The sequence below is a fragment of the Methanobrevibacter sp. TLL-48-HuF1 genome, from assembly GCF_023617305.1.
Taxonomy (GTDB): domain Archaea; phylum Methanobacteriota; class Methanobacteria; order Methanobacteriales; family Methanobacteriaceae; genus Methanocatella; species Methanocatella intestini.
Window position 1 is genome coordinate 109,467 of sequence record NZ_CP081485.1, and the last position, 17,158, is coordinate 126,624.

Genomic DNA, 17,158 nt, shown 5'->3' on the forward strand with positions numbered 1-17,158 from the left:
TTATATAACTTTAACAATAATATAAATATTTTTGTATAATATAATTAATTCAATGTTAAAAAAAGTAAAAGTTTATAACTGTTTAATTGAATAAATAAAATATACTATGAACAATAAATCTTTCTGGAACAGATATGCATCAGTTTATGATAAAATTATAGGCAATAAAATAAACAATAAAGAGCTGTTTAATTTTATTTTAAAATACACAGGCAAAGACGACAGATTAATAGAGGCAGCCTGTGGAACTGGTGCTTTTACCTGTTTATTATCACCAAATTTAGGAGAAATAATTGCATTTGACTATTCTGAAGAAATGGTTAAAAAAGCTAAAAACAAAACTAAAAACTTAAACAATGTTGAAGTTTCTGTTGGAGATTTAAATAATATAAATTATGAAGACAATTATTTTGATGTGGCTCTGGCTGCCAATGTGTTGCACTTATTGGATAAACCTGAAACAGCTATCAGTGAACTTACACGTGTTGTTAAGGATAACGGAATTTTAATACTTCCTACTTATGTAAAAGGAAATACTTTTCAGCGTCTGATGCTTAAAACATTGAAATTATTTGTTTTTGAAAGTAATGAATGGTCCAAAAATGAATATTTGTGTTTTTTAAAAAATCATAATCTTGAAATTCTTGATTATGATGTGTTTAATGCAGGCCAGCCCTTATGTGTAGCCATTATCAAAAATTCCAAATAATTTTTTCTACAATAGACTTTTTTAAAATTATGTAATTTTATTTTAATCAAAATAACGATTGATTTAATTGTATACAATAGACTTTTTATTAAAATAATTAAAGCTTTCTTAAAAATTTAAAAAAAATAATAAGTGTATGAAATTAAAATTTGTCTTCGAAATAATTTCCAAGTTTTTGGTATATGTACAATAGAGAATATAAATGCTGCAATCCCTATTATTGAACATAAAACAACAGGGATGCATTCAATAATGCAAATGCATTAATAATTGTTGCATATCAGACAGAACCAATTCATTAAAACTAAATGAATCCAAATCTATCTGAAAATTCATAGTAAGATAAAAATCCGTCACGGTTTGAGTCAAGACTTTCAAATTCAGAAATGATTACTTCTTCAGGAGAATAACCGTCCCAAAATGAATCCTCCATTATATATTCAGTTAATTCTTCAAATTCATCAATACTAAGTTTTCCGTCATGATTCGTATCCAGTTCATTAAAAGTGTCAGAATAAGGATTTGTACCTAATCTGGCATAGAATTCCTCAGTGGTAAGTGTTGAATTTGGTAAATTTTTAACTATATCTTGAAGTTTCTTAATATCACTGTCTTCTTTACAGCTTGCTTTAAAAAGTTTATCACCTGCAGAGAAATAAAAAACATTAAAATCATCCGAAGATTTTGAATAGATAACTAAAACATCACGGTGGTACAGAGTCATTTTAGTGAGGCTTGAATTTTTAATTGTATTTTGCTCATCAGGCAATGAGTTATCCTGAATCAAATCAATGCCAAATTTGTCTGTATGGTAACCTGTATTATCTGGAGTAAACTCCCCATTTGACGGAACACTAAATTTAACTCCACCTAAAAAGATTTCTTTAGATGAATCAGCTGCAAAAACAGCTGAAACTGAAATTAAAAATATAACTGCAACCAGAATCGCATATGTTTTTTTCATAATATCCCACATTTATTGATTATATCACATTAAAGTAAATAAAAATTAGTATTTTTTAACTAAACTGATTTGTTTAATTATGTGATGCATTATTTAATTGAATTGAAAAACAAGTATTGAAAATATAAAAGAAAAAATTAATTTAAGATATATTAATATCCGAGTAAAATTTTAATGCCTATTAAAATCAGGACCACACCACCAAGAATTTCAAATTTGTCTCCGAAATAATTTCCAAGTTTTTTTCCAATGAAAATACCTGCAATACTGAATATAAATGCCACAATTCCTATTATTGTACATGGAAGCAACAGGGACATATTCAGTAATGCAAATGTAATTCCAACAGCAAATGCATCAATACTTGTTGCAACAGCCAGCAAAGTCAATTCCTTAAAGCTAAAAGTATCCATAATATCTTCATCATCACTACCTAAGCTTTCACGAATCATGTTTAATCCGATAGCCAAAAGCAGGAAAAATGCAATCCATGGAGCTACAGTTGATACAAATGAACTGATTGTTGTACCGCAAATGTATCCGATTACAGGCATCATAAACTGGAAAAAACCAAAAAATAGTCCATAATATAAAATCTGTGATTTTGTCAGGTTTTTTTGTGTAAATCCCTTTGTCAGGGAAACACTAAATGCATCCATTGCCAGAGCAATAGCTATTATAATGATTGAAATTAAAGCTGTATCCATATTATTCTCCGATTAAAATATTCTCTTCAATATACAGTTTTATTTCTGATAGATAATATAGATTATTAATTTAAAAAAAATAAGAAAAAAATAAGTAAATACTTATTTTCTTTTTACAATAACAACAGCAGCAATTATAATCAATGCTATTGCCAATATAGCTATTGGAAGGCCTGTAGAGGCATCAATCCCAATGTCGTTTAAGTTTTCATCAGTACTGTTTTCAATAGCTGGCGGTTCTACTGCTTTTTTACCTACACTTAAAGGCACCTGTGTTGAATTAGCCAAATAATTGTCATCACCGCTGTAATTAACATTAACAATATATGATCCTTTTGCTAAATCAGGAACAGTGACAGTAGTTTTTCCGTCAATCAACTGATTAGTATAACTTTTATCATAAACAGTAACCTTTACAGAACCGGTAGCACCAGCAGGCAAACTAACATGAACAACTGCATTTTCACCTTCTTTTACATCCTTAGCAGAAACGGAAATTGGTGCATTATGTTTTCCTACACTAAAACTTGAAGTGTTTGTACTTGGCAGATAGTTTTCATCTCCGTCATAACTGGCTAAAACATCATAAGAACCACTAGCCAAATTATCTATCTTAAAAGTAGTTAATCCTTTATCAATAGGAGCTGAATATGTTTTGCCGTCAACAGTTATAGTTATACTTCCAGTTGCATCTTCATTAACCCGTACAGTTATCTTTTCGCTGTCTCCCATAGCAATATTGTTTGTATTAACAATAATTGTAGAGTTTGCCTTGGTTTTTTCATTAGCTTTAACAGGGACAGATGCAGAAGCACCAGGTTTTTCTACATTAAAACTTGAAGTGTTTGTACCTGGAAGATAGTTTTCATCTCCGTCATAACTGGCTAAAACATCATAAGAACCACTAGCCAAATTATCTATCTTAAAAGTAGCTATTCCCTTGTCAATAGGGGCGGAATAATTTTTGCCATCAACAGATATGTTAATAACTCCAGTTGCATCTTCATTAACATGTACAGTTATCTTTTCAATATCTCCTACAGTAATATTACTTGCATTAACAATAATTGTAGAATCGGCTTTCATACTATCATCTACAGCAACTATTGTTGGAATAATCAATAAGAGCAAAATGAATAGTAAAATAATATATTTTATTTTGTTCATTTTTTAACCTCCACTAATAAATAGTGATTAAAGGATACTATGTTTATTATAATATTAAAAATTTACTTAAAAAACAGGAAAACAATGAAAAAAATTATTCGCATTTTCTTAATGAAATCATTATGTTTAAAGTCATAACAATAGAATAACTGCTTTTTAAATTAATTATATCTGCTCCATATCATCCATTCCCCATAGTAAAAACCTGTTTACAGATAATTTCAGCTAAATTATTATAATTTTTAATTGCCTACATCAAATTATTCAGAAAAATTACAGTTGAAAAAAATCTATTGTAGACATATATTTCAAGTGTAAAAAATCTATTGTATAGGAAATTATTTTATAAAATCAAAAACAAAATACCAGTAACGACAAAAGGAATTAATAAAATGAATATTTTAATTGACGGAGCAGGTGCAGTAGGATTAGGATTAGGTGCATCTATGCTTTCACAAAAAGCAAATGTATCCTTTTATGCAACAGGAAAAACAGCTACTGCAATTAAAGAAAACGGACTTGAAAGAACAGGATTATTCCACCATTACTCTTTTACACCTGATGAATATCAAGTATATGATGATTATAAAGACATTCCTGAAAAAACTTTTGATTATGTTTTTATATGCAGTAAAACAGTAGCTAATGAGGATATAAGTAAAAAATTAGCTAAAAATAAAGAAATCTTGAAAGATAACTGTAAAATAATCATATTCCAGAATGGATTTGCTAATGATGAACCTTTTTTAAGATATTTTTCCAAAGATGAAGTATACTGTGCAAGAGTAATTACAGGTTTTTCACGACCTCAAAGACATATCAGTGAAATAACTGTATACACAGAACCTATACTTTTAGGATCACTTCAAAATGCAGATCCTGACTGTTTAGAAAAAATAGCTCAAATGATTACAGCATCAGGAATTAAATGTGAAACAACAACAGAAATTGATAAATATTTATGGGCTAAAATGCTTTATAACTGTGCTCTAAATCCATTAGGAGTAATTCTTAACTGCACATATGGTAAATTAACTGAAAATGAATACTCTAAAAATATTATGAACAGTATTATAGATGAAATATTTGCAGTTATCAAAAAAAGTGAATACTCCACATTATGGGATTCACCGGATGAATATAAAAAATTATTCTACTCAAAACTAGTTCCAGATACATATAACCATTATTCATCAACATATCAGGATATTCAAAAGAAAATAAAAACCGAAATCGATACATTAAATGGAAGCGTTATTCGGTTAGGTGAAAAATATGATGTTGATGTAAGCACAAATAAAATTATTTATAACTTAATCAAATCAATAGAATCAGAATTTTAAGGTTTATTAGTTATTTTTTCCAATAAACTAATAATCTTATTATTCTGTTCAATAAGAATATCCATTTTTCTTGCTTGTGATGCAAGTAAATGTCCGTTAACATTATCCAATCTTGCAACACAGTTTCTATCATATAGTTTATATAATTCTTCAGCTACTCTTAAATCCCTTGCATAATCTCCAGTTTTATAGTATCCTCTTTTTTTATGTTTAGTTATATTTGATGCAGGTTTGTTTAAAGAATTCAGATTAATAAGTCTTGATCCACAATCAATACAATAATTGCTGTTATTATCTTCGTATTTACTGCCACATCTTGGACATTCTTTCATTTAATCACCTTTTTAACGCCACCAAAATATGTAATAATTGTTTCTTTCAGTACTTGGTGTTGAAACATAATATGACTGGTCATTTGTCTGTTCACTATCATACTCCTGTTTTGCTTCATTTAATATTCCATAAAAGGTACTTGTGTCATATGAAGAATCAGGAGTGTTAATTATGATCTCCTCTATTTCATCAGTCATTTATCCGCTGCCCCCGAATATACAATATATTGAATCTCCTGATGAAAAATAAGCATGAGATACATCATGTTTTGCAAAGTTATTGTACTGATAAAAGTATGCTACATCATGTGAACCTATAGTTAGGTTTTTGCCTTTGAAATTATGCCAGCACCCGTAACTGCTTGCAATATAATCCTCAATACATAAAATACCAAATGTATTTAAATCATTATAATGATAATTCATATGGTCATTATTGATGTCACCACCCTGATATTTTGGAGGAATTTTAAAATCAACATCATTTATTTTTACAGTTTTCCAATTGGAACTGTCAACTGCATTAGCACAGCCCATAGATATTATTAAAGCAATTAAAAGTAATGATAAGAAAAGCTTTTTTGAAAACATAGTAATCTATTTGTACTAACTTATATATAACATTTTATTAACAATATTTTAAAAATAAATTATAAAAGTTTATATATCTAAAAAACAAAAATAGTATTGTTCGTATTTTGATATATCTTATTTTTTTACGAATACGAACAATGGTGATGGTTAAAAATGAGTATTCGCTATTACTCCTTTAGTGGTGTTTAGGAGGATGAATACTCATTATATATTTAAATTAATTCATCTAATTTTTTACCGTATTCTTCAATTAACAAATAATCATTAGCTACAACATCCAATAACTGAGTCTTATAATCCTTAAATAATGCATCATCATCAAGAATCTTTTTTTTGTTATAAGGATAGCTATTTTTAATATTATAAATTTCCTGATTGATTTGGCTAATTGATTTTATGAAAACATCATCATCTTCAAAAATTGTTTTGCCCTCAGGAATTAGAATAGCCAGAGATCTCATAGAAGTTAAATCATAATTCTCAAAAGCATCTACAATTTCTTCAAACAAATCTTTCTCATAAATACTTTGAACAGGGTTAAAAGAAGGATGCAATTTATAAATTAAATCCAAATAAAGACTGTTTAAACTGTCCAAATCATCTTTAGACAACTCAAAATGAATATCTTTTCGTTCAATAGCTAAATCTAATTCGCCCATATATTTTTCCAACATGCCAACTGATTCTTCAAATTCAATATCCAGCTTTTCATCAATTTCAGATAAATCCTCACCCTGATTAAACAGCTCAATATATCTTTTAATCATTTCCAATTCAATATCCAAATTATAAGCTTCACATTCAAGAAAACCAAAACTAAGCAGATACATATCTTCAATTTTAGGACAGATATGAAACCTCAGTTCATCATATTCAAAAATTAATTCGGCTAATTTTTCCTTTAAACTAATTGACATTGTTAAAACCTTAATTCTATATATATGAATTAAACATATTTATAGATATATAGGTGATTTTAAATGGAAATAAAAGAAAATAACCTTAAAGAATTAATCGAAAAATACATGAGCATTGAAGAAACAGAAGAAAACCATGAAGAATTACATCAGTTAGGTCACGAAATCGACCATGTAATCTTTGACAATAATTTTTATCTTGTAACACATAATGACGGCGAAGAAAAAGAAATTGTTTCATTAATAGTAGGTGAAGATGATGAATACTTCATACCATTATATACAGATGATGAAGAAGTAAAAGAAGCAATTGAAATATTTAAAAAAGAGGACAGCGAAGCCGAGTTTGAAACTGAAATTGTATCATCAACAGACATATTGGAAACCTACTTAGATGATGATACTTTCCTTGGAATAGCTATTAACCCACCAAAATATGACTTTGTAATATTTAGTCAGAATGTCATTGAAGATCACCAGGACTGCTGCTGAATTTATACCAGGAGATATACTCTCCTTTTTCTTCAATTAGATAAAAAATGAAATTTATAAAGTTATTAAAATGAATATGGTAAAAATCATATTAAAACTTTTTTTCAATGTTAACAGCTAATTATAGAATAAACCATGCTATAAAATGTAATAAATAATTTAACATAAACAACCTATTGGAATTACTTTTACATCATCTTCTGTTGTATAAGCATATTTGCCGCCTGTAATAACTGCTAAAAATTTAGGTTCTTTGAAATTTTTTTCTTTTAATAAATTCTTCAGTTTTAATAAGTTTTTAGCTCCTTTTTCTATTTCATCACTACCTAATTTAAATTCAATTAAAGCATAATCACCATTTTCTAAATGTATTACACAATCAGCTTCTAAACCATTTCTATCATTATAATAAGAAATTTCTCCCCATTTCTTGCTGGTATAAACTCTTAAATCTCTAATACATAATGTTTCAAAAATAAAACCAAAAGTATTTAAATCATCCATTAAACTTTGTGGTGATAAACCTAGTGTTGCAACAGCAATAGATGGATCAATAAATTCTTTTTTAGGACTTGACCTAATAGAACTTTTAGACCGTATGCTTGGAGACCATGCTGGAACATCTTCTATGACAAACAACCTCTTCAATGCATTAATATAATTATAATATGTATTTTTACTAATATTTTGAAACTCAGCATTAATGTCTGCTAAAATAGTTGAGTTTGAAGCTAAAGTGGAAATATTTCTTGAATATGACCTTAAAATGTTTCTTACTTTTTGAGGATCGCGTTTAACATCATCAAAAGAGGAAACATTAATTTCACAAATGTTTTTCACATAAGATTTTGCTACAAACAATTGTGCTTTTTCAGATTTTTTATTTAAACTTTCAGGCCATCCCCCTCTACAAGCAGCAAATATCAAATCTTTAACACTTAAATCAGAAGTAATGCCATTAATATTCATACAAGGATTTTTAAAAAGTTCTAAAATTGAAATTTTACCATTTGATTCACCGCTTTCATAAAGACTCATTGTTCTCATAAGAACTCTATGGATTCTTCCAGTACCTGTGTGCATCACTTCTATATCCTCAATAGTAGTTGAGCCTGTTAAGATATATAAACCGTCTTCATGAAGTTCATCAACACTGTTTCTCACAGCATCCCATAAAATCGGTGCCATTTGCCATTCATCAATAAGTCTAGGTTTTTCTCCTTCAAGAAGTATGGATGGCTGTATTTTAGCCCATCTTAAATAATTTTCAGATTGATCTGTGTCCTGTAGTTTAATACTGCTTTTTGCATGTTGTTCGGCTGTTGTTGTTTTACCGCACCATTTTGGACCTTCAATAAGAATTGCGCCAATCATTTCTAAATATTCATCAATTTCCTCATCAATAAGTCGAGATTTATATTTAAATGCCATGGTATACTTCCTCTAATTCATATATTAATTTTATCACATATAAATTAATTGGGCAACTTTGCATAAAATCATATGACCAATTTGCATAAAATCATTGGGCAACTTTGCATAAAATCATATGACCAATTTGCATATAATATAAAAAAGTATAGCATTAAACTTTCTTTTACTTGAAAGCAGATCAGCTTTTGAAAAGAATATTATAAACTGACAACAATTTTACTAAATAAAAATAATTTATAAAAATATTGTTTAGTAACTTAACAGCGAATCTATTGGAAGTTTCATCATGTTAAAGTCAAGAATGCATCTATGAATTAATATTAATGTAAATTTATTAATTATATATAATTTAAAAATGAAATAATAAATCAATTATACTCTGGAGAAAGATATATGAAAACTGAAGATTTAGAAACTTATAAAAAAGACGGAACGAAAGCTTCTAAAAGTCAACTAAAGGAATTTATAAAGTTATATGCTACAATAGCTAAAGAACTCAAAAGTGAAAATTCAATAGAACTTAACTCTGTTAAAACAAATATCAAAGAAACATACTCTAAAGAAGTTTATTTAACATTAATTGATGAAGCAGAAAGATTTGTAAAATTCAATGTTTCTCAAGGTTCTAAAGAATATGTTATCCCTATATTTACAGACATTACCGAATATAGCGAAGGCAAACAAAAAATATCAGCTTTATTTTTAGATAAATTATCCTGTAAAGTTTTATCTGCAGGTGATATTGGAAAATTAGCCGATGATGATGAAAATTTTAAAGGTTTGGTGATTAATCCTCATTCACAAAATTTTATGATGGACCGAAATGGTGGTTTTTAATATGGAATTTATTTGTCCGGTTTTAGGTGAAGGTGATGAAAGAGATTTTATAGCTATCGGTCATGCAGAAAACTTCAAAATTGCTGTATTTACTGACTTAGATATGTATCATGAAGGTTGCAAATATTTAGGAGTAAGTGGCTATGAACCAATTAAAGTTTCTGATAAATTATTCAAAGACCTTGCTAAAAAAGATGATGAATTCACAGGCATTATTGTAAATATTCACAATGAAAAAAAGATTATAAATAAAGAAGAATTAGAAAGATTATAATTCATCCTCTTCAGCTTCCTCATCATCGACAATAGAAAAATTACTATAATATTTATATCTATAAGACATTTTAAATCCTTTATCTGCTTCTCTTTTTGGTCTTAATTTACGCCTTTTAGTAGCAGAAATTTCTTTTTTAGGATTTTGATGTGTTTTAACTAAATTCTTATTTTCCCTTACAAACTGCTGTTGTCTGGTTCTAACACGATTATACTTATACACACCTTTTCTCAACAGACGTCTTCTGGTTGTTACAAATCTTAACACAAAATCACTCTATTGTCTTGAAGCAGATTTATCTAAAGTAGCTTGAATTTCATCAATTCTATCAACAACCACTTTAATAGCTTGTTCACCTTGACGGGTAGGATTAATACCTTGCTCAACTAATAATGCATCCCTAATATCCCTTAATCTATCAATTGAATCAATTTTCATTATTGTACTATAAAACATATTTCTCCTCCAAAATTTATTATTAACTATATTACATTTTTATTTAGAATAATTTATAAATCTTATCATATTAAAACAAATATTATGAAATACAACATTAAAACAATCTACCTGGCTGGAGGGTGCTTTTGGGAAGTGGAAGCATACATTTCAAGATTAAATGGAGTTATACAAACAGAAACAGGATATGCAAATGGTATAACCCATGATCCAACATATGAAAAAGTAGCTGCAGGTAAAACAAAACATGTAGAATGTGTAAAAGTAAATTACAATACTTATGAAACAACATTGGAAGAAATACTTAAAGAATTTCTAAAAATAATTAAAAAACCAGCCAAACCGCAACACAAATTAGGAATTTACTGGCATGAAAGTAAAGATGCAAAAACAGTTTTAAAATTCTTAAAACAATCAGAACCCAAATTACCTATTGAAGCAAATTTTTTAAGGGGATTTTATCTTGCTGAAGAAAAATATCAGAAATACCTAGATAAACATCCTGAAATAAACTCAGATATTGAAATAAAAATGAATCCAAGTGATAATTTAACATTGCTTTCATATCAGGTAACTAAATTGGCTATGAACGAAGAAGCATTTAGCGGAAAATATGCTGATTTTGATGAAGAAGGAGTGTATGTAGACATTACAAACAATGAAGAACTGTTTTCATCAAAAGATAAAATAAAAACCAATTCAGGATATGCATGTTTTAGTAAAGCTATTGATGAAAATGCAATTGATAAATTGAGAGATTTTTCATACGGTATGGTCAGATTGGAAACCAGAGCCTCTAAAAGCGGAATACATTTAGGATATAAAAGAAGAGACTATTATGAAATAAACTCTGCTGCACTTAAATTTATTTATAAATAGCTACTCCTTTTTTAATAGCTTTCAAACCGTCCATTAATAATTTTCTTGGACAGGCAATGTTTAACCTTAAAAATTCATCACTGTTTTTACTAAAATCAACACCTGCAGATAACAGCACCCCAGTTTTTTCATTTAAAAACTTAACAAAATCCTTTGAAGAAATATCTAAACTGGAACAGTCCAGCCATAATAAATAAGTAGCATCTGCATCTATTAACTTAATTTCAGGAATTTCATCTTTTATAAAATCAGCTACAAATTTCTTATTGTCATAGAGATACTGGCGTAATTCATCAAGCCAAGGCCTGCCATTTTTATATGCTGCTATTGCACCAGTTATAGCAAAAATATTGGCTCTACTAACCCACTCAACATCTAAAGCATTGAAAATATCTTCCTTTAATTTATCTCCAACAATATAAACTGCAGCAGTATTCAATCCCGCTATATTAAATGATTTAGTGGGAGAAACTGTTGTAACAGAATCATAATTGCTTATACTGGCAAAAGGAGTATATTTTTTATCTGGATCAGTTAAATCACAATGAATTTCATCAGATATTATATTTACATCATATTTAGCACACAAATCAGCTATTTTTTCCAAATCCTTTCTGGACCATATTTTACCAACAGGATTGTGAGGATTGCAAAGCATCATCAGAGTTACATTTTCATCAGCTAATTTTTCTTCCAAATCCTTAAAGTCAATTTCATAGCTTCCATTTTTATACACTAACTGATTTTCCACAATTTCTCTGTTATTATCTTCAATTACATAGAAAAATACATGATACACAGGAGTTTGTATTAAAATTTTATCGTTTTCTTTAGTTAATTTACGAATAATAGTTGCTATTGCAGGCATTACCCCATTGGCAAATTTTAAATTGTTTTTATCCATATTTAATCCGTAATATTTCCACCAATTAATATATGCATCGTACCATTCATCTGGAATTATGGCATATCCATAGAGATTTTCATTAGCTTTATTTATAATTTCTCCGGATATTTCAGGTGCAACTTTAAAATCCATATCAGCTACCCACATCGGCAGCTTAGTATCAAATAAATCCCATTTTAAGCAGTTGGTATTTTTACGATTAATTATGCTGTCAAAATCATACTTCATACAAATCATTTTTAATTTCTTTTATAGCTATTGCTGGAACACAAACAGCTAATTAACAACGTTATTTCCAGTAGTTACATTGCCTCCAATCTATATATCATCATAACTGGAGTTGCTGTTTATATTTTATTTCTTCTAAAGATATTGCCCTTATTAATGCAGTTTACATAGCCATTATAAGACATTAAATATTTTATAAAAAAAGTAGTTTAAAAAGAAGAGAATTAATCTTCTTTTTTAAAGAAATCATCCTGAATATCATTAACTATTTCAGTGAATCTTTTAGTTACATCTGATTTAGGTTCAATAGTAACCATTACTCCACCTTTATTAGGTGAATTTGATACTTTTTCAGTTAATGGTAAATCTCCAAGATAAGTAATTTCCATTTCATCAGCAAACTCTTTTCCATCACCTTTACCAAAGATATGGAGTTTTTCACCACAATGCGGACATTCATAGTAAGCCATGTTTTCAACTAAACCAATGTTTTCCACATTTAACATTTCAACCATTTTTACACATTTTAAAACATCTTCCTGGGATACTACATTAGGAGTAGTTACCATAACTACTGCATCAATATCAGGAATTGTCTGTAAAACTGTTAATGGTTCATCACCAGTGCCCGGCGGGTTATCAATAATAAGAACATCAAGAGGACCCCATGCTACATCAGCTATTAACTGTTTAATACTTCCTGTTTTTTGTGGACCTCTCCAGATAATAGGTGTGTCGATACTGTCTAACATAAATGCCATTGACATTACTTTAAGACCGCTTGGTGCTTCAACCGGCATCATATGACGTTCTTCGTTAATCATAATGTCCTGATCTTCTACACCTAACATTTTTGGTATGTTTGGACCATGAATATCTGCATCCAATATTCCTGTAGTAAATCCTTCTTTTTGAAAAGCTTCTGCAATATTTGCAGCTACTGTTGATTTTCCAACTCCACCTTTACCACTCATAACAGCAATTTTATATTTAATTTGTCCTAAGTTTTTTGAGAGGTTGAGCTGTTGTTCAATCATTTGTTTTTGTTGTTCAGGAGTCATTTCTCCTCCATGACCATGATGTCCATGTTCTGGCATAATATCACTCTCTAAAAATTTTATTTCTTATATAATATATTATAGTAACTAAAAGTATTTAAAAGTTTACACGTAAAAGTTAGTTAAATTTCTTACTAACTTCTTCTACAGCAAGTACTAAAGGATCAGTAACCATAGATACTGGAGGCGCATAAGCAAATTCAACATTACTTAATTCAAAGCAACTTAAGCCCTGAGTAATAGCTAAAGTCATTGTATCAATTCTTTCAGCTACTCTTTCTTCAGCAATTATTTGACAACCGATAATTCTACCATTACAGTCACAGATAATCTTAATATCCATAGGTTTAGCATTAGGATAATAACGGGCTCTTGTAAGTGCTTCTACTTTTTCAACAATAGGTTTAATATTGTTTTGCTGAGCAAAACTGGAAGTTAAACCAACAGCACCAAACTCTAATTTACCTACTTTAGAAACCATAGCATTTAATACAGGATTGAAATTAGATTTTTTACCAGTTATTGTACGAGCTAATGTCTTGGATTCACGAACAGCAGTAGTACCTAAATGACTGATGGTATTAGCTTGAAGAATTAAATCCTGAGATTCAACACAGTCTCCAAGAGCATAAACATCTTCAACAGAAGTTTCCATTTTTTCATTAACTAAAATAGCCCATCTTCCGATATCACAGCCAGCCATTTTAGCTAATTCCAATTCAGGCCTTACACCAGTAGCTAAAATAACCATATCTGCATCAATACAGCTTCCGTCACCGAAATATGCTTTTTTAACTTTTCCACCTTCTCCTTCCAATTTAGTAATAGGTTCACCAAGCATTACATGAATATTTTCCATTTTCAAATATCTGGTTAAAATATCAGCCATATCACTATCAAGAGATCTTGGAACAATTTGAGGCATCATTTCACTTAAAGTAACATTTAAACCTAATTCTTTAAGAGCAAAAACAATTTCAATACCAATTAATCCGGCACCAGTTACAACAGCACTTTTAGAAGTTTTAGCCCATTGCTGAACTTTCCTACCGTCCTCAATGTTTCTTATTTGGAAAACACCCTCTAAATCCACACCTTCCATAGGAGGTACAAAGGGGTTTCCCCCAGTAGCTAAAACCAATTTATCATAATCAATAGTTTTTTCACCATCTGCATTTTCATAAGTGACAGTTTTTTTACTGCTGTCAACTGCAGTTACTTCAGATTTTATTAAAACATCAATATTGACTTCTTTATAATCTTCAGGTGTTTTCATAATAATATCGTCAAAAGAAGAAATCTTTCCAGACAATACATAAGGAATAGCACATGGAGAATATGCCACATTTTCATCACGAGTTATAACAGTAATTTCTGCATCTTTATCTAAACGCCTAATATTTGAGGCAGTAGACATTCCGCCTGCTCCCCCACCAACAATAACAACTTTCATCGTTAAAACAACCTTTTTTTAAACAAATTAACAAAATATTTATGAATTTAACATTAATATTTATTAAAATATAAGTATAAAAAAGTAACTATCAAAAAAAGTTCAATTTAAAAGGTGAAATAAATATGAAAGAAATTGATTTTAATTTAAATGAAAATCCTTTTATTAATTTCCAGTCATCAAGATATTCAATGACTGCCAGAATCAACGTTGAAAAAATGTGGAAATATTCAAAAGAAAATAACTATTCATTTTTTGTATTGTCTTTAGGGTGTTTAATGGAAGCTGTAAACTCCATACCTCAGCTTAAAAGAAGAATAGTTAACGATAAAGTAATTGAGCATGATTATTTAGATGGAGTCTGCCCAATAATGGATGAAAACAATGAAATCTATAAAGAAATGAGAGTAAAACCACCTGAAACATTTAATGACTTTGAAAACTGGCATAATTATGTTAAAAAAACATCAGCTGATGTGTTATCCGGCAAAATAGATGAATTCAATGTTAAAATGGAAAAACGAGACTGTGAAAATATAGCTAATTACTCCTGTATCCCATGGGTTGATTTTGAATCAATAACAAGTGGAATATTAACTGGAAATCAAATACAACCATTAATAACCTGGGGAAAAGTAAATAAAAACTATGAAATGAGTGTAGCTATTACTGTAAGCCATATTTTTGTTAATGGAAAAGAATTAGGATTATTTTACAAAAAAGCACAGGAAAATTTTAATCATCTGAAGTAGATTCAATATCAGTAGTTTCCAATTTAAATATAACTGGCCTTAACCCATCATTACAACTGACAATAGCTATACCTGGTTTTTTAATCCAATCCCCATAATAAAATAAATCATCAACACCGTGAGACAATGCAAATACATACTGATATATTGCTTTCCATGCTTCATCACAAAAGCCTTCAGGCTTTGCCCAATCCCCATAATAAACTTCACCTTCATTTAGAATCGGACATACTCCCAAATCATCAATACCATATTCTTTAGCCAAATCCTCTTGGAATGTTGTTTTTAAAACTGTTATTTTTACTTTTTTCATTGTAATTCAAAAAAAATAAGGTAAAGATTTTATTCAAAATCAATACCAGTTATTCTAAATCCGCCATAATGAGATTTGAATTTAATGTTCATACCAATTAGCAATGGGGTAATAGATTCAATTAAATGAGCTTTATTTAAAGGCCCAATATCAATAGATCTTAAACCAGGTATTTTTTCAATAATATCACTAGCTATCTCTTTAGCTTCCTTATCATCACCACAAATCAAACAGTCACATTCAATTGGGTCTGGAATATTTGCCAAATGAGAGTTACTGATATTGTTAAATGCTGCAACGACTTTAACATCTGCATCTTTTAAGATTTTTGCCGCCCTTTCTGCTGCTGAACCCGGATTTATATGTAAAGGATTACTTACCGGTCCGCCAATAGCTGTTTCCAATGGTACAGTTGCATCTAAAAGTACTTTTCCTTTTGCATTTTCTTTAATAGTCTTTAAAGTTGCACTTTGAGCCTGTAAAGGTACGGTTAAAATTAACACATCAGCTGCAGCTGCTGCATCTTCATTAGCCATACCAACTAACTCTTTAGGATTGTGCTCTTTAATTTCCTCATTAGCTTCACCAACAACAGTTAAAGCTTTTTCTTCTTTACGAGATCCCACAATTACATCTTCACCTGCAATAGCTAAACGTTTTGCAATTCCAAGACCTTGAGGTCCTGTTCCACCAATTATACCAATTTTCATTTTTTTATCCTCCAAGGAAAGTTATTTTTTGTCATAGAGTAAACCACCGACAAAAATCATATATTCAGGTAATTTCCCATCTTTTGCATAGATGATTTTATAACCAAAAGTATCTTCAATTGTTCTGTCAACATCCCCACCAAGTGATTCAATAGAATATCTTAACTTAAATGGCATCTTACAAGGCATACCAATTGTTTTAGTGCATTTCATACATAAATTACAGTGCCCAATAAATAAACCTAAAGAATCTTCACTTTCCAATGCATATATGTCATTCATTAATTTGACTTTCATTCGCTCAAGTCTTTTTATAATAAAATTCAATTCATTAGGGGTATATGTTCTGTCTAACTCCTCTTGTGAAAAATCAAATTTAAAAGCAATTATTTTAAGTTTATTATATGAATTCCAGATTTCATCAGGGTCAAAATCAAAAGGAGGGCAACCCCAATTGTTGTCATACTGATCACATTCTTTACAGATTTCTAAAAATTTTTCTATGTCAACATATTTATCATAATATTCAGACACGTTAACATCTGCTGTGAGTTTACTTATGTTAACCATAATATTATTTAAATAAAACAGTATAATAAAAGTTTCTAAAAAAAGAAAAAGATAAGAGATTA

Annotated in this window: 23 protein-coding genes; 7 read left to right on the forward strand and 16 right to left on the reverse strand. The window is 29.3% G+C overall.

Annotation, left to right across the window (positions count from 1 at the left end; genetic code table 11):
* The first annotated feature begins 106 nt into the window (after nt 1-106).
* Nucleotides 107-709, forward strand: a complete 603-nt coding sequence (locus K4897_RS00550; protein ID WP_019263961.1) for a class I SAM-dependent methyltransferase — start codon at nt 107-109, stop codon at nt 707-709.
* A 304-nt stretch (nt 710-1,013) separates the two neighbouring features.
* Here K4897_RS00550 and K4897_RS00555 read toward each other — a convergent pair whose 3' ends face one another.
* From K4897_RS00555 to K4897_RS00565, 3 genes are all read right to left on the reverse strand, one after another.
* Nucleotides 1,014-1,673: an EF-hand domain-containing protein gene (locus K4897_RS00555; RefSeq protein ID WP_019267144.1), complete on the reverse strand. Its 660-nt coding sequence runs from the start codon at nt 1,671-1,673 to the stop codon at nt 1,014-1,016.
* Between the two features lie 152 nt (nt 1,674-1,825).
* Nucleotides 1,826-2,380, reverse strand: a complete 555-nt coding sequence (locus K4897_RS00560; RefSeq protein WP_019263963.1) for a manganese efflux pump MntP family protein — start codon at nt 2,378-2,380, stop codon at nt 1,826-1,828.
* Nucleotides 2,381-2,482: 102 nt separating this feature from the next.
* Complete coding sequence (locus K4897_RS00565; RefSeq protein WP_019265626.1) at nt 2,483-3,547, reverse strand: Ig-like domain-containing protein; 1,065 nt, start codon at nt 3,545-3,547, stop codon at nt 2,483-2,485.
* Between the two features lie 392 nt (nt 3,548-3,939).
* On the opposite strand from K4897_RS00565, the gene K4897_RS00570 reads away from it, so the two are divergent.
* Complete coding sequence (locus K4897_RS00570; protein WP_019267145.1) at nt 3,940-4,890, forward strand: ketopantoate reductase family protein; 951 nt, start codon at nt 3,940-3,942, stop codon at nt 4,888-4,890.
* Here the strand turns inward: K4897_RS00570 and K4897_RS00575 are convergent.
* The 4 genes from K4897_RS00575 to K4897_RS00590 form a co-directional block, all read right to left on the reverse strand.
* Nucleotides 4,887-5,222: a hypothetical protein gene (locus K4897_RS00575; RefSeq protein ID WP_004033873.1), complete on the reverse strand. Its 336-nt coding sequence runs from the start codon at nt 5,220-5,222 to the stop codon at nt 4,887-4,889. The two genes, K4897_RS00570 and K4897_RS00575, sit on opposite strands and share 4 nt — an antisense overlap.
* Before the next feature lie 12 nt (nt 5,223-5,234).
* Nucleotides 5,235-5,420: a hypothetical protein gene (locus K4897_RS00580; protein WP_019263966.1), complete on the reverse strand. Its 186-nt coding sequence runs from the start codon at nt 5,418-5,420 to the stop codon at nt 5,235-5,237.
* Nucleotides 5,421-5,813, reverse strand: coding sequence for a hypothetical protein (locus K4897_RS00585; protein ID WP_019267146.1), 393 nt, complete (start codon nt 5,811-5,813; stop codon nt 5,421-5,423).
* A gap of 215 nt (nt 5,814-6,028) precedes the next feature.
* Nucleotides 6,029-6,733, reverse strand: a complete 705-nt coding sequence (locus tag K4897_RS00590; RefSeq protein WP_004033878.1) for a hypothetical protein — start codon at nt 6,731-6,733, stop codon at nt 6,029-6,031.
* A gap of 63 nt (nt 6,734-6,796) precedes the next feature.
* Between K4897_RS00590 and K4897_RS00595 the strand changes: the two genes are divergently transcribed.
* Nucleotides 6,797-7,225 carry an SseB family protein gene (locus K4897_RS00595; RefSeq protein WP_019267147.1) on the forward strand — a complete coding sequence of 143 codons (429 nt, stop codon included), beginning with the start codon at nt 6,797-6,799 and terminating at the stop codon, nt 7,223-7,225.
* A gap of 159 nt (nt 7,226-7,384) precedes the next feature.
* On the opposite strand, the gene K4897_RS00600 is transcribed toward K4897_RS00595, so the two are convergent.
* Nucleotides 7,385-8,656: an ATP-binding protein gene (locus K4897_RS00600; protein ID WP_019267148.1), complete on the reverse strand. Its 1,272-nt coding sequence runs from the start codon at nt 8,654-8,656 to the stop codon at nt 7,385-7,387.
* A 396-nt stretch (nt 8,657-9,052) separates the two neighbouring features.
* Between K4897_RS00600 and K4897_RS00605 the strand changes: the two genes are divergently transcribed.
* Together K4897_RS00605 and K4897_RS00610 are read left to right on the forward strand one after the other, a co-directional pair.
* Complete coding sequence (locus K4897_RS00605; RefSeq protein WP_004033899.1) at nt 9,053-9,496, forward strand: hypothetical protein; 444 nt, start codon at nt 9,053-9,055, stop codon at nt 9,494-9,496.
* A 1-nt stretch (nt 9,497) separates the two neighbouring features.
* The gene (locus K4897_RS00610) at nt 9,498-9,770 is read left to right on the forward strand and encodes a hypothetical protein (protein ID WP_019263970.1); all 273 of its coding nucleotides are present in this window, start codon (nt 9,498-9,500) and stop codon (nt 9,768-9,770) included.
* On the opposite strand, the gene K4897_RS00615 is transcribed toward K4897_RS00610, so the two are convergent.
* Both K4897_RS00615 and K4897_RS00620 read right to left on the reverse strand, forming a co-directional pair.
* Nucleotides 9,765-10,037 (reverse strand): hypothetical protein, encoded by a 273-nt coding sequence (locus K4897_RS00615; RefSeq protein WP_019263971.1) that lies wholly within the window; start codon nt 10,035-10,037, stop codon nt 9,765-9,767. The two genes, K4897_RS00610 and K4897_RS00615, sit on opposite strands and share 6 nt — an antisense overlap.
* Nucleotides 10,038-10,046: 9 nt before the next feature.
* A complete protein-coding gene (locus K4897_RS00620; RefSeq protein WP_019263972.1) occupies nt 10,047-10,226 on the reverse strand; it encodes a hypothetical protein in 180 nt (59 codons plus the stop codon).
* Nucleotides 10,227-10,310: 84 nt separating this feature from the next.
* Here K4897_RS00620 and K4897_RS00625 point away from each other — a divergent pair, with 84 nt between their 5' ends.
* A complete protein-coding gene (locus K4897_RS00625; RefSeq protein ID WP_019267149.1) occupies nt 10,311-11,105 on the forward strand; it encodes a peptide-methionine (S)-S-oxide reductase in 795 nt (264 codons plus the stop codon).
* On the opposite strand, the gene K4897_RS00630 is transcribed toward K4897_RS00625, so the two are convergent.
* The 3 genes from K4897_RS00630 to K4897_RS00640 form a co-directional block, all read right to left on the reverse strand.
* Nucleotides 11,092-12,249 carry a MalY/PatB family protein gene (locus tag K4897_RS00630; protein ID WP_019267150.1) on the reverse strand — a complete coding sequence of 386 codons (1,158 nt, stop codon included), beginning with the start codon at nt 12,247-12,249 and terminating at the stop codon, nt 11,092-11,094. The two genes, K4897_RS00625 and K4897_RS00630, sit on opposite strands and share 14 nt — an antisense overlap.
* Before the next feature lie 215 nt (nt 12,250-12,464).
* Complete coding sequence (locus tag K4897_RS00635) at nt 12,465-13,337, reverse strand: Mrp/NBP35 family ATP-binding protein (protein ID WP_019263975.1); 873 nt, start codon at nt 13,335-13,337, stop codon at nt 12,465-12,467.
* 79 nt (nt 13,338-13,416) lie between these two features.
* Nucleotides 13,417-14,751 (reverse strand): FAD-dependent oxidoreductase, encoded by a 1,335-nt coding sequence (locus K4897_RS00640; RefSeq protein WP_019263976.1) that lies wholly within the window; start codon nt 14,749-14,751, stop codon nt 13,417-13,419.
* A gap of 125 nt (nt 14,752-14,876) precedes the next feature.
* Between K4897_RS00640 and K4897_RS00645 the strand changes: the two genes are divergently transcribed.
* Nucleotides 14,877-15,503 carry a CatA-like O-acetyltransferase gene (locus tag K4897_RS00645; RefSeq protein WP_019267151.1) on the forward strand — a complete coding sequence of 209 codons (627 nt, stop codon included), beginning with the start codon at nt 14,877-14,879 and terminating at the stop codon, nt 15,501-15,503.
* On the opposite strand, the gene K4897_RS00650 is transcribed toward K4897_RS00645, so the two are convergent.
* Genes K4897_RS00650 through K4897_RS00660 form a run of 3 tightly spaced genes read right to left on the reverse strand, consistent with a single transcriptional unit; the run spans nt 15,487 to nt 17,096 of the window.
* Complete coding sequence (locus tag K4897_RS00650) at nt 15,487-15,816, reverse strand: TIGR04076 family protein (RefSeq protein ID WP_019267152.1); 330 nt, start codon at nt 15,814-15,816, stop codon at nt 15,487-15,489. The genes K4897_RS00645 and K4897_RS00650 overlap by 17 nt on opposite strands.
* Nucleotides 15,817-15,845: 29 nt before the next feature.
* The gene (npdG, locus tag K4897_RS00655; RefSeq protein ID WP_004033919.1) at nt 15,846-16,526 is read right to left on the reverse strand and encodes an NADPH-dependent F420 reductase; all 681 of its coding nucleotides are present in this window, start codon (nt 16,524-16,526) and stop codon (nt 15,846-15,848) included.
* Nucleotides 16,527-16,547: 21 nt separating this feature from the next.
* The gene (locus K4897_RS00660; RefSeq protein ID WP_004033921.1) at nt 16,548-17,096 is read right to left on the reverse strand and encodes a DUF2284 domain-containing protein; all 549 of its coding nucleotides are present in this window, start codon (nt 17,094-17,096) and stop codon (nt 16,548-16,550) included.
* Nucleotides 17,097-17,158: the final 62 nt, after the last annotated feature.